The following is a 13,901-nucleotide window of genomic DNA, read 5'->3' as shown; positions in this document are numbered from 1 at the left end:
AACTATACATACCTATGTCATATTTGAAAATTTTTTAAACTAGCTTGAACCAGTTCCATAGCTTCCTCATAAATACTTTCTTCACTACGGTTCGGAGTGATAGAAATCCACTGAATATACGGCATCCGTTTATACCACGTAATTTGCCGCTTTGCAAATTGTCGTGTATGTTGTTGGACTAATTCAATAGCCCGTTCTTTCGAATATTCACCGTGAAAGTAAGGGATAATCTCTTTATATCCAATGCCTTTGAAAGCTTGTGAATCTGGTTGTACGCCAACTTCCAACAGTTGTTCTACTTCCTCAAATAATCCATCTCGAACCATATACTCTACTCGAAGGTTAATCCGTTCGTATAATTCTTCTCTGGACCGTTCTAAGCCGATGACAGGTCCATGAAAGACTAATCCTTCTTTTGACGGCATTAATAAGGCATGTCCCTCACCAGCTAAGACACACTCGATCGCACGGTATAGGCGATGTTTATCTTGAAAGGGTAACGTAAGATCTTCTTTTTCAGCCAATTCATTGGCATAGCCTTGCAAACCTTCTAATCCAGAGGTATCAAAAATGTTATCTAATTCGAGGCGCAAACTATCATTGCGAGGCACATCTAAAAAGTCATAGCCCTCTAGCAAGGATTGCACATACAGCCCTGTCCCACCAGATAAAATGGGAATCTTACCGTTTTTGTTAACAGCATCTATGACAGTGTTAGCTTGCGCATTGAACTCTGCCACACTGTACGAGTCATTAGGCTCATGGGTATCGATGAAATAGTGAGGCACTCTGTTCAATTCTTCAAGGGTAGGTTTGGCAGTGCCAATGGTCAACCCTTTATAGATTTGGTACGCATCTCCAGATAGTACAGGAGATTGTAAAGTTTCCGCCATTCGCAAGGTAAGGGCTGTTTTTCCTACTGCGGTAGGCCCCAAAATAGTGATTAACTGATTCATCTTACCTCCTTTCATAGATGCCATAGGCAATGGAGCTATATTTACCACCCACCATTTCTATGGGGGGTATGTCTTTGAATAGACGACTGCCTTTACGCTCTTTAATGACCACACGTTTCGATTTTTCCAAACCGAGTTCTACAATGTCTGTACGTATCTTAGATTCTAGTAAATGACCACGCCACTGCTGAAATTGAGGACTTTCATAGACAGGATTTTCAAACATAGGGTCCAAATAGATAACATCATATCGATTAGCTTCTATCTGTTTTAGGTAATCCGGATAGTTGCAAATAACTAATTGAATACGACGCAACGCCTCTGTTACACTTGGATTCTTATGCTGAAAATGTCGAAACCCATAATTTGTAATATAGCCCAAGATAGGATGTCCTTCAATCGCCGTATGACGTGTTAACTGTGGACAACCATAACTAATAACAGCACTATCTGAACCTAAGCCAGCAGTACAATCTAAAACAGACGCCACCGTTTCATACCCAATAGCTTGTAGCAGATGATCTGTATGTCCACGGTCGATTTCTAACAAGCGCAAATGTGCCATAGATAGATGAAATTGATGTGGCATCCCCTCTTTTGTTACAAAAGAAGGACCTTCCTTGGTCACTATTAAGGCACCCGCACAATGATGTATATCTAACAAATCTTCCACAGACTGATGCTTTCGTGGCACATAGGGCATTAGCAAGAGTCGACTTAGATCTTTAGCCTGTTCAATGAGATATGTATTTGTCTTTGAACTTGTGCTAATAAGATACATATTAACTCCGTAAAAATAATTTTCCTAATTCGTCTGGTGTAAATTTAATAATCGTAGGTCGTCCGTGAGGGCACACATAAGGCTTATCTGTGGTAAATAAATCATTCAATAAGGCATCAATTTGTACCAAATTTAGATTATGTCCTGCTTTAATGGCACCACGACAGGAGGCATAGGCCAACATTTCATGACGTAATTGCGCCACACTTGGACTTTGATGATCATGCATGTAGGAAAATACGTATTGTAGAATCTCTGGAACTTTGCTTTCAATAATATCCACAGGATGACCATCAATACGTAAGGAAGTGGGTCCTCCTTGGTCTACTTGGAATCCTAAATCTAACAATGCATCTCTCTGTTCTTCCGCCAATGTTAATTCTTCCTCGCTAACATCCATGTGCATAGGCATTAATAATTCCTGCATAGGGATGGACTCGGAAGATTTGCATAGTTTGTCATACCGCACACGTTCGTGCGCTGCATGTTGATCGATGATGTATAAATCATCGCCTTTTTTCGCCAAAATATAGCAAGAGGCCACTTGGCCCATAGGAAGCAATCCATGATTAGCTACTGTTTTACTAGCATTAGTATCATATGAATTACCATGATCAGCATCATAGGAACTATCTATACCAAGAGCATCCCCAGTATTAGAATCACCTGCTAGACTTTGTGCTGCACTTAAATATCTCGATACGGATTCATTTCCAGTATGGTTTATATATGGCTCTACAGAACTTGGTACTAAATTAGGCCGTGATTCACGGATAGCTCTGAACCTATCTTTATCCTCTTGGGTATAACTTTTAGGCACAAAGTTTTCATTCACATCTAGGGATTCGTTAAAGTTACTTTGTTCATACACCGTGCGCTGTGGTGCTGTATATCCCTTTTGACGGATAGTATCCACGAGAGCCTCTGTTTTTTCACGCATCACCGTAAATCCTTGAGAACGTCCAGTGAATACTTTATCGTAGTCGATAGCTGTAGCTATCGTTTCTTCTTGATTGTTGGTCACGTGATGCGTTGGATGTTCTAAAGCTTGTAAAATACTGTTATACACTGCTTTAAAGACTGGTTTATCGTCTGAGAATTTCACTTCGCTTTTTCGTGGATGTACATTGATATCTACGGTCCCTGGAGGTACTACGATTTGTAACACCACCAAGGGATAGCCACCTTTCGGCAATAGGGCATGGTATGCCGTATCAATAGCCTTGTAGATAGCTTTGTCAGAAATGACACGTTGGTTTACGATGGTCGTCTGCCATTGACGGCTACTTTTTAGCACCGTTGGCTTGCTGACCACACCTTCCACATAAATGCCTTCTGCTTCATAAGCAATGGGAAATACATCTTCACTGACTTTAAATCCGTATAAAGCAGCGATAGTATCCACCATCTTATGATTCCCTGGTGTCATGATGGTAACTCGTGTATCCACAATACATTTGAAAGCGATATGGGTATGACTAAGTGCCAATTTGCCAATCATATCTTGGATTTTATTCGCCTCTGTTCGTGTAGACTTTAAGAACTTTCTACGAGCCGGGGTATTATAGAATAAATCTTTCACTTCGATGGATGTACCCACTGATGTGCCACACGGATCGCAATCCACCATATGGCCACCTTCGATATAAATCCGTGTGCCCATAGTATCCATTTCTTGCCGTGTACGCAACGTAAATTTAGATACAGAGGCAATGCTGGCAATCGCTTCACCACGGAAACCTAAGGACGCAATATCATATAAATCGTCGGCACTGCGAATTTTACTAGTGGCGTGGCGCAATACGGCTAGGCGTGCATCTACTTCGGACATACCGCACCCATTGTCGGTAATGCGCATGTATTCGATACCACCTTCTGCGATTTCCACTTCAATAGAAGTAGCACCTGCATCGATGGCATTTTCTATTAACTCTTTGATAACAGAGGCAGGACGTTCTACCACTTCGCCGGCTGCTATCTGATTAATAGTCGTTTCATCTAGGACATGAATGGTTGGCATTACTTGCCACCTCCTTGTTTCGCCTCTTCCTGTAAACGATATAATTCACTGATGGCCTCTATGGGTGTCATACTCATTATGTCTAGCTTTAATAACTGATCCAGAACAGGTTGTGTAAATAAATCACCACTCCCGAATAGAGGGCCTGTAACACTTTGTTTTTCTTTTTTCTTAGGCGCTGCTTCCGATACTACTTTTCCATCCTCCAAATGAGATAGAATTGTGTTAGCTCGATCTAGGACAGCCTTAGGAAGACCTGCCAATTTAGCCACATGAATACCATAACTGCGGTCTGCCCCACCTTTTACAATGCGGCGCAAAAATAGAACATCATTGCCTTTATCTTTCACAGCTACCGTATAGTTTTTCAGTTTACTATATTGCTCTTCTAGTTCAATCAACTCGTGATAATGTGTGGCGAACAAACTTTTACAGTGAATGGTTTCACAAATATGTTCCACCACAGCACGAGCAATGCTAAGACCATCAAATGTGGATGTACCACGTCCGATTTCATCGAGGATGACTAAACTGTTGCACGTCGCATGCTCTAGGATATAGGATACTTCTTTCATTTCTACCATGAAAGTACTTTGGCCTGTGGAAATATCATCACTGGCGCCAACCCGTGTAAAAATTCTATCTACAGGAGCAATGGTGGCTTCTCTAGCTGGAATAAAGGACCCAATCTGCGCCATAATCATGAGCAAAGCCACTTGACGCATGTATGTCGATTTACCTGCCATGTTAGGGCCTGTGATGAGGATGAACTCCTCTTCAGAATGATTCAACACCACGTCATTAGGAATGAACAATTCCTGTTTCAGCAATGTTTCGATGACAGGATGACGACCATCTTTGATAGAAATAGAACCATTGGTCACGATAGTTGGGCATATATATTTGTTGGTGAAAGCCACTTCTCCTAAGCTTAAAATGACATCTAATTGTGCAATGCCACGAGCCGTTTCTTGGATGTCTTTAATATTTTCTTTTGCTGTAAGGCGCAAGTCTTGATACAAAGAATATTCCAACTTTTGAATCTGCTCTTTTGCATTGAGCATTTTAATTTCAAATTCTTTAAGCTCTGGAGTAATATATCGCTCCGCATTGGTCAAGGTCTGCTTACGAATGAAATAATCTGGTACAAGCCCCACTTGACCTTGAGACACTTCAAAATAGTATCCAAATACTTTATTGTATCCTGTTTTAAGGCGAATTCCTGTAGCTTGTTTCGCCTCTTCTTCTAAACGATGTAGCCATTCTTGACTATTGGTGGCTAAGGAACGTAATTCATCAAGTTCCGCACTATATCCATCACGGATGACATGACCATCTTTTAATGCCAACGACGGCTGATCCACGATAGCCCGTGTTAATAGGTCACATAAGTCATCATGGGTGTGAATCATACTATGACAGTCTTGTAGAATATTAGAAGTACAATATTGTAATATCTCTTGAATCATCGGTAAAACGCGCAGTGATTCTCGTAAGGAGGCAAAATCTCTAGGAGACACACTGCCTGTTTCTACACGGCTTAGAATGCGTTCAAAATCATACACAGAGGTCAACAAAGAACGCAGTTGACTGCGCATGGTGGGGTTGTCGATAGACTCACCTATGCCCATTTGACGGCGTACTATGCGATGGATATCCATTAAAGGATGTTCAATCCACTGTTTCAACATTCGAGCTCCCATAGGGGTTAATGTTTTATCTAGTACATCTAGGAGCGTACCTTTTTTAGATCCATCTCGAACATTTCTTGTAATCTCCAAATGGCGCAAACAAGATGTGTCCAATATCATGCGGTCTCCCACAGATAGTTGGTGCACATAATTAATGTGAGACGTATCTGTTTTAATAATTTCTTGTAAATAGAGAATTACATAACCTAAGGCTTCTAATACATCTTCTTCTAGCAAGCCGGCATCAGAAAAATGTTCACGACCTTTCAGACGAATACTGTCTATAGTTTCTGTAGGCGTGAACGGAGACAATGCTATGCCTGACATTTGACGTGTTAAAAAATCTTGGATACTAGTAGGTAATTTACTACTACCAGCTAAGATAAGTTCTTTTGGTTGGTACATAGTGAAAGCATCAAATAAAGAACTTTCACTAGAACTATCCATTCGTTCCCAAATTACTTCGCCAGTAGTAATATCTGTGAACAACACAATGCGCTGCCCCCCTGTTTCATAGGTCAAGGCTAAGAAGTTATTTTCTCCATCTTTTGTTCCATTTTCACTGAGTACGGTGCCTGGTGTGATGACACGGATGACATCACGTTTTACGATGCCCTTTGCCTCTTTAGGATCTTCCACTTGCTCACAGATGGCTACCTTGTAACCTTTACTGATAAGCTTTTCAATATAGGATTCCGCAGAATGGAAAGGAACGCCACACATAGGAGCTTTATCTTCTTCACCCGCATTGCGACCTGTTAAGGTGATATTCAATTCTCGTGATGCGGTAATAGCATCGTCGTAAAAAAGCTCATAAAAGTCACCTAATCGAAAAAATAATAGTTCCTTTTCATAGCGAGCTTTAATACTAAAATACTGCTCCATCATAGGCGTTTGTTTCTTGCCCATTCTGCTAACTCCTTTCTATAATACAGTGCCGTATAATACCCAAGTTTGTCCCTTATCGATGCGTACATTAATAGTGTCTCCCACTTTTAGAGAGTCTTGCTTAGGGAATAGGACCATTTTATTACCGGATGTACGACCAAACCACATATTCTCATCAGTACGACTAGGTCCTTCTACAATGATATCGTACACCTTGTCTTCCATGGCTTGATTCAACTCAAGAGAAATCTCATTTTGCACGTCCATCAAAGCTTGTAAACGAACACGTTTCACTTCCTCTGGCACTTGGTCTTCAAATTCTGCTGCTGGTGTACCAGAACGTTTGGAATAGATGAAAGTAAATGCCATATCATAGCGTACATCTTTCAATAATTGTAATGTTTGTTGGAAATCTTCCTCTGTTTCTCCTGGGAATCCCACAATAATATCTGTTGTGATGGTAACGCCATCGATTTTTTCACGGCAATATTGCAACAAATCTTTATATTGTTCCACAGAATAATGACGATTCATGCGTTTTAAAATATTGTCAGATCCAGACTGCACTGGTAAATGTAGTTGCGTCACAATATTGGACGAACGACCTAAGGCATCTACCATGCCTTTTGTCATATCTTGTGGATGGCTTGTCATATAGCGAATACGTTCAATACCTGGGATGCCATCTAAGGCATCTACTAAGGTACCAAAATCTGTACCATCCTTAAAATCCAATCCATAGGAGTTTACGTTTTGCCCCAATAAAGTGATTTCTTTAAAGCCTTTTTCACCAAGTTCACGCACATCTTTCACGATGGCCTCTACTGGACGGCTAATTTCACGGCCTCGCACATGAGGTACGATACAATAGGTACAAAACTTATTACAGCCATTCATAATAGGTACCCAAGCAAAGAATGTACCATTTGGTTTCGCCGCCAATTCTGGCAATACTGTATTATCCATTTCTACATTGACTTGGCGTTTTTTCGTACGTTGTACTTCTTTGACCATTTCATTGATATGTTGGATATTGTGCGTCCCTAATACGATATCAATATGAGGTGCCCGCTTGAACATATCCGCTTGGTTCTTCTGTGCCATACAGCCTGTGATAGCAATGATTAAGTTTTTATTCTTTTCTTTCAAATGCTTTAACTCGCCAATACGGCCATAAATTTTATTTTCCGCCGTTTCGCGAACGCAGCAAGTATTTAAAATGATAAGGTCTGCCTCGTTTACTTCTTCAGTAGCGATATAACCAACCGACTCTAATTGATGAGCCAATCGTTCAGAATCACTTTCATTCATTTGGCAACCGTATGTATAAATATAGTATGACTTCATATTACTCCTTATGCTTATATTTCACTTTAGATGGCTCAATGGTACCACCCACCTTAATGGCTAGTCGTTCTATAGACATGCCTGTAATATATTCAATTTCCTGACGAATAGTCTTTTGCAATGTATCCATGATTTCCTTTACAACAAATCCCAACATCACTGTTACATCTAATTGCAAAATTAATCCATTATTCACTTCTTTACTTTTTTTAATATCCATGCTGCGCACATCGGTAACGCCTGGGGATTTCTCGATGCTATTCTTGATCAGTGCTTGAATCACTGCATCTTCAAAGACAAGTTTTCCGTAATAGCTGAAAGCTGGACGTATGACGGATTTTTCCCATCCTTCATCCTGCTTCGTAGATAATCTAGTTCTTCGCCAGAATGATTTAATAGGGTCGATTAAAAAACCTTTAAAATGAGGCTTTAATTCCACAGATGGAACAGGAATAATGTGTTTGCCTTCTTTTAGGCGTGCATGCTGTGCCTTTTCAATATCTTTAGGACTAGCTACGTCTTCAATATGAATATAATAGGACGGTCCAGGAATTCCTAAGGCCTTTGTGATTTTTCCAATCATATTTTCCGATGTGCCTAGAATCATAAGACGTTCTGGTTGAATCTCATCCAAGGCTTTTCGTACACTCTCCACCTGTTCTTTATCTTGAAAGATAGCACGACGAACGGCCTTGATACGATTTTCCTCTTTTTTAGCAGAAAATCCACCAACAATGCGATTATTATGAATTAAAATGCCGTCATCAATAATACATGATGCATGGTGTTCATGTGCTACCACTAATGCTCTATGACTTTTTCCTGTTCCACTAGGTCCAATAAATGCAATGACATCCATAATTTACCTCTTAGGCACCTCGAAGGGCTCTTATAAAATCCGTTACCCAATGCTCATGTATTTCATACTCACCAAGACCAATACTTTCTGGAAATCTACCCTGTATACCATGAAAATCAGATCCTCCAGATATTAATAGCCCTTTTTCCAAAGCTAGATTTTTATATCGTAAGCTATCTTCTACAGTATGGCTCGAATGATATACCTCTACGCCATCGAAGGGCAATGTCAATAATTCATGAACATAGCTTTCATTGCCCACCTGTATAGGGTGTGCTAATACAGCAATACCACCTGCGCGATGAATGAGATCTATGGCCTCACATGGCGAATATTTTTCTTTTGGTACAAAGCAAGGTCCATTGGGGTGTAATATAGTTTCAAATGCTTCACCAACTGTTTTGACATAACCATGAGCAATTAACAGTTGTGCAATATGGGGGCGCCCAAAAGACACATCATCTGTAAATGTATCGACTAATTCTTGATGAGAAATAGCATAACCTGCTTCTACACATTTATCTAACATTTTATGAATTCTTGAACGACGTACCTCTTTAAAATGCGTAATATACTCCTGTATTTCAGGATAGTCTAATGAAAATTGATAACCCAATACGTGTACTTCTTTTTCTTTATAATACGTACTAAATTCACAACCATGAAACAATTCCATTCCTGCTGTATCCTCAGCTGTTAACTGTGTATATGCACCTACTTCATCATGATCAGTAATTGATAATGCTTGAATTTGTTGTTGTTTAGCTAATGCAAGTAAATCTTTAGGCACGTATGTACCGTCAGAAACATTAGTATGCATATGGAAATCGACTAGCATAGACTCTCCTTTCCTCAAATATGTATATACATCATTTTATTATACCATAGAAGATTATAAATCCTGTAATCTATCGCAACTGTTCCTTCATTCGTCGCTGAATATCACGCTTTGCATCGCGTTCAGCCATATCTTGTCGTTTATCGTAGTTCTTCTTGCCCGTTACAAGGCCTACTGTTACCTTTACATAGCCATGACTATAGTGAAAGTTCAAGGGGATCAAAGAGTATCCTTTTTCTTTCACTTGCCCTAATAATTTATGGATTTCTCGTTTATGCATAAGCAATTTGCGAGTCCGTTCTGGCTCATGATTAAATTGATTGCCTTGTTCATACTTACTAATATGCACTTGATAAAGGAATAGCTCGCCATTTTCTATTCTACAAAAACTGTCTTTTAAATTAATGCGACCAGCACGGATAGACTTTACTTCTGTTCCTGTCAAAGCTATACCAGCTTCATAGGTTTCATGAATATGAAAGTCATGTCTAGCTTTTCGATTATCTACTATGAGTGAATTTCCTTCTTTCGCCATTATCGTTTCCTCTTTTTCTTCCTACGTTCTTGTGATTTCCGTTTCTTAATAGTTTCGTAAAATGGTTTCTTCTCTTTTTTAGAGGTTGTATCTAATTTGCGAAGCATAGTCTCTACTGCCTCTGTAGCATTTGCATGGGGAGTAAATCTTATTTTTGTAGTATCTCTTTTACCATGATGGCTATCATCTTGTTTATACTTTTTACTACTACCTTGTATGGTTGGTATCTTATTACGATCTCTATGTTTACTCGTGCTAGTAGTCTCACGACGTTGAATACGTCGCAAATATCCGTCAATATAGGCCACTTCACCCATAACAAAATCAATTTGACGTGTTTCTGGATCTGCCTTCACTACTGTTACAGTAACAGGTGTGCCAAGGTGGTATTCTATACCAGTTCGTCTACCATACGCCATATAATGTGGCTCATCAAAGACATAATGATCATCGTCCATCAAATTAAATGGAACTAATCCATCAACACCATTATCTAATTCTACAAAGATCCCAAAGGCGGTTATAGAACTCACATGTCCTTCAAAGCTTTCGCCAATATATTGAGACATATATTGGACTTTTTTCATATCTAATGTATCTCGTTCGGCTTCTGTAGCTACTTGTTCTCTTTCAGAACAATGAGCAGCACCATTTGTTATATAATGCGCATCTGCAATGGAAGCCCATCGTTTTGCCTTACCTTCCAATACATATCGCAATAATCGATGCACCATCAAATCAGGATACCTACGAATAGGAGAGGTAAAGTGAGTATAAATAGGTGATGCCAAGCCAAAATGTCCCACATTTTGTGAACTATATTTCGCTTGCTGCATAGATCGTAACACCATAATTTGAGCAACTGGCTCAATCTCTGTTCCACTTACAGATTGTAATAGATGTTCAATATGACATGGTTCCACTTGATCAGGTAGTCTTACAGGGTATCCAGCATGATGTAACACGGTAACTAATTGTTCTAATTTTGTATCCTTGGGGTCTTCATGGATACGATACACAGAGGTATCTAATCGTTCACTTAAAAATGTAGCTACTGTTTCATTAGCCAATAGCATACATTGTTCAATCAATTTTTCTGCAATAGTCCGTTCTTTTTTTATAATGCGTTGTGGGATACCGCTGTCATTTAGTAACACCTTATATTCTGGGAAATCAAAACTAATGGCTCCTGCTTGTTGACGCATTTTCATCAATTGATACGCCAATGTTTCCAATGTACGTATCATACCCATGAGTGGCATCAAATCATCAGGAATCACATGTTCTTCTAATGCTAAATAAATTTCCTTATAACTACAACGACGTGTAATATGAATGATAGATGGCTTAATAGTGTATTGTACCACCTTACCGTTTGGGTCCACTTCCATAATACAAGACATCGCATAGCGGTCTTCCTTAGCTTGTAAGGAACAGATGCCATTGGATAGCTCCACCGGTAGCATAGGAATCACACGATCTACTAAATAAACGCTAGTACCACGTTTATAGGCTTCTCGATCAATGGCAGACCCTACAGGTACATAATGGCTAACATCAGCAATATGTACACCTAATTCAATATTGCCATTCTCTAATATTTTGGCATGTACAGCATCATCTAAATCTTTTGCATCTTCTCCATCAATCGTGACCATTTCAATATCTCGTAGATCCAATCGATGAGCGTCACTTTCTACTGTGAAAGAAATTTGACCTGCTTCTTCTTGTACCTCTCTGGAAAATTCCTTAGGCAAATCATAGGTAGCCATTACCGATAATACATCAAGATCTGGCGTAGAACTATCGCCTACAATTTCTATAATTTTACCTTCTGCTTTACGATGCAATTCTGGCCAAGATGTAAGTTCAACTACTACGGTAGCACCACTTCTTGCATCCATACTTGCCTCTAACGGAATATAAATATCCTGTCCTAACCGTTCATTATGAGGAATGACAAAACCACTTTGTCTATGGCGTTCATAAATCCCTACCACACGATTCGTATTTCTTGTGATGACACGTAGGATAACGCCTTCTGCTTTTTTTTCACATGTTCCTTTACGTGTAATCTTGTATTCCACTACATCATCATGCATGGCGGTTCCTTCACAGCCATTAGGAATGAATATATCTGGCAGAGCATCTTCTGAGGGAATCACAAATCCAAATCCTTTTTTACTTCCTTTATATACTCCCATTAAACGGGGTTCATCCATTTTATTATAGTCCGCGTATTCACCATCTTGTATCATAATAGATCCTTCTTGCTCTAATTGATATATAATGGAAAAATATTCTTCTATTTCCTCTCCCTTGTATCCTAATATGTAAGGTACATCCTCAATATGATAGGATTCAGGGGATATTTCTTTAAAAAAGTCTAATATTTCTTCTCTCATAACACCTCTTATAGTCCATAAAAAAAACCTACCATAGGGTAGGCTTTCTCATGTATTAATACGAACTTAGTACTAAATCTAGGCCTAAGCTAACTAATATAAATAATGTTGCTAAAATCACTGTGCAGCGGGATAAGAAACCATCTACACCACGTTCTTTTCCTCCGAATACAGAGTCAGCAGCACCAGATACAGCACCACCCATGCCAGCACTCTTACCAGATTGTGCCACAACAACTACAATCAATAGAATAGAAATAATAATTTCTACAACCATTAAAAAATCTCTCATAAAAAACATCCTTTCTATATCATCTGTCCTGACTAAAGTATACTTCCATTTTTTTCTTAACTCTTTGTAATGCATTGTCTATGGATTTAACTGAACGATTTTGTTCTTCTGCTATTTCCTGATAGGATTTTGCATCCATATATCCACGCAAGACGTCCCATTCCAAAGGACTTAATACAGCTTCCATCACTTCTTTAATTAATCGATATTGTTCCCGATTAATAACAACTTCTTCGGGATCTAAGTTTTTTTCTGTTTCCAACACTTCCATCAAGGTTCGTTCAGAATCATCAAAGGCCGGTTTATTAAGTGAGATATAAGAATTGAGAGGCATATGTTTTTGCCGATTAGCACCTTTAATAGCCGATATGATTTGTCGAGTAATACATAATTCAGCAAATGCTTTAAAGTTCACTTGATGCCCTGGCTCAAAATCACGCGTCGCTTTGTATAAACCAATCATTCCTTCTTGGATAATGTCTTCGCGATCAGCACCCATGAGAAAGTAGCTTCTAGCTTTTGAACGAACAAAATTTTTATAACGCTGCACAATATAATCAGAAGCAAAATGATTATTTTCCTTTTGATAAATCGAGACAACTTCTTCATCTGTTAATGAAGTAAATCGCTCAAATTCAGATACTGCTTCAGTTTCATAGGACATGTGATTCCTCCTAATACGTAGTACTAGAAATGATACTTTATAGTATACACTATCTCAATTAAAATGTACATATTACATTTGACTTTCACAGAATATATCTATATAATTATAAGACAATAATTACATATGGGGACGTAAAGGTTTCGACAGGTATGGATGTATCTTAGAAAGCGAGCTGGTGTCTCACTCGACCATAAATCAGTGAAACTTAAATTAAACGCAGAAGAAAATTTTGCATTAGCTGCATAAGCTACGTCACACCTTCTCTCGCCCGTGGAGAGGGATGTGGCGTCAAACTACGGGCTAGCTAGTTTTATCCGCTCAATTAGAGCTAGTTAAATCTCATGAGCTAGGATAGCTTAGGTTGTTGGTGTCCAAACACTATCCGAAGTTTAAAACATCAACTGCGCTCGGAGAGGTCTAGGGGGCAACATGTTTGGACAGGGGTTCGACTCCCCTCGTCTCCACCACAATACCAAATGAAATAAGGCTCTATAATAAATGTTGGGGCTACTCATATAAGAGTAGTCGCCAACATTCTTTTTTTGCAATAAAATAGACATATACAAACTCAAACCGTATCATAAAAGTAACCACACAATTAAGAAAGGGTGAGTCATATATG

The 13,901-nt window shown here is 39.1% G+C and carries 11 protein-coding genes and 1 other RNA gene; 1 reads left to right on the top strand and 11 read right to left on the bottom strand.

The annotated features are described in order from the left end of the window. Positions 1-17: 17 nt before the first annotated feature. The 11 genes from miaA to sigH form a co-directional block, all read right to left on the bottom strand. Positions 18-956: a tRNA (adenosine(37)-N6)-dimethylallyltransferase MiaA gene (gene miaA, locus EO115_RS01385; RefSeq protein WP_126937212.1), complete on the bottom strand. Its 939-nt coding sequence runs from the start codon at positions 954-956 to the stop codon at positions 18-20. Between the two features lies 1 nt (position 957). Further along, positions 958-1,737 (bottom strand): class I SAM-dependent methyltransferase, encoded by a 780-nt coding sequence (locus EO115_RS01380; protein ID WP_126937211.1) that lies wholly within the window; start codon positions 1,735-1,737, stop codon positions 958-960. Between the two features lies 1 nt (position 1,738). Further along, positions 1,739-3,757, bottom strand: a complete 2,019-nt coding sequence (gene mutL, locus EO115_RS01375) for a DNA mismatch repair endonuclease MutL (RefSeq protein ID WP_126937210.1) — start codon at positions 3,755-3,757, stop codon at positions 1,739-1,741. After that, complete coding sequence (gene mutS, locus EO115_RS01370; RefSeq protein WP_126937209.1) at positions 3,757-6,357, bottom strand: DNA mismatch repair protein MutS; 2,601 nt, start codon at positions 6,355-6,357, stop codon at positions 3,757-3,759. Before mutS ends, mutL begins: the two co-directional genes overlap by 1 nt. A gap of 15 nt (positions 6,358-6,372) precedes the next feature. After that, positions 6,373-7,683 carry a tRNA (N6-isopentenyl adenosine(37)-C2)-methylthiotransferase MiaB gene (gene miaB / locus EO115_RS01365; RefSeq protein WP_126937208.1) on the bottom strand — a complete coding sequence of 437 codons (1,311 nt, stop codon included), beginning with the start codon at positions 7,681-7,683 and terminating at the stop codon, positions 6,373-6,375. Between the two features lies 1 nt (position 7,684). Further along, positions 7,685-8,542: a hypothetical protein gene (locus EO115_RS01360; protein ID WP_126937207.1), complete on the bottom strand. Its 858-nt coding sequence runs from the start codon at positions 8,540-8,542 to the stop codon at positions 7,685-7,687. Between the two features lie 10 nt (positions 8,543-8,552). After that, complete coding sequence (locus EO115_RS01355) at positions 8,553-9,380, bottom strand: PHP domain-containing protein (protein WP_126937206.1); 828 nt, start codon at positions 9,378-9,380, stop codon at positions 8,553-8,555. A 70-nt stretch (positions 9,381-9,450) separates the two neighbouring features. Further along, the gene (gene smpB / locus EO115_RS01350) at positions 9,451-9,915 is read right to left on the bottom strand and encodes an SsrA-binding protein SmpB (RefSeq protein ID WP_126937205.1); all 465 of its coding nucleotides are present in this window, start codon (positions 9,913-9,915) and stop codon (positions 9,451-9,453) included. After that, positions 9,915-12,320: a ribonuclease R gene (gene rnr, locus EO115_RS01345; protein WP_126937204.1), complete on the bottom strand. Its 2,406-nt coding sequence runs from the start codon at positions 12,318-12,320 to the stop codon at positions 9,915-9,917. The genes smpB and rnr overlap by 1 nt, the downstream gene beginning before the upstream one ends. A 55-nt stretch (positions 12,321-12,375) precedes the next feature. Next, the gene (gene secG / locus EO115_RS01340; protein WP_126937203.1) at positions 12,376-12,612 is read right to left on the bottom strand and encodes a preprotein translocase subunit SecG; all 237 of its coding nucleotides are present in this window, start codon (positions 12,610-12,612) and stop codon (positions 12,376-12,378) included. Between the two features lie 19 nt (positions 12,613-12,631). Further along, on the bottom strand, positions 12,632-13,276 hold the full coding sequence (gene sigH / locus EO115_RS01335; RefSeq protein WP_126937202.1) for an RNA polymerase sporulation sigma factor SigH: 645 nt from the start codon (positions 13,274-13,276) through the stop codon (positions 12,632-12,634). Between the two features lie 128 nt (positions 13,277-13,404). Here sigH and ssrA point away from each other — a divergent pair. Further along, positions 13,405-13,746, top strand: a transfer-messenger RNA (tmRNA) gene (ssrA, locus tag EO115_RS01330). Positions 13,747-13,901: the final 155 nt, after the last annotated feature.

It is taken from the genome of Veillonella sp. CHU740, assembly GCF_003992055.1.
In the GTDB taxonomy this organism is placed as follows: domain Bacteria; phylum Bacillota; class Negativicutes; order Veillonellales; family Veillonellaceae; genus F0422.
Note: the sequence above shows the minus strand (reverse complement) of the source record. Positions and strands in the feature narration are given on the sequence as shown.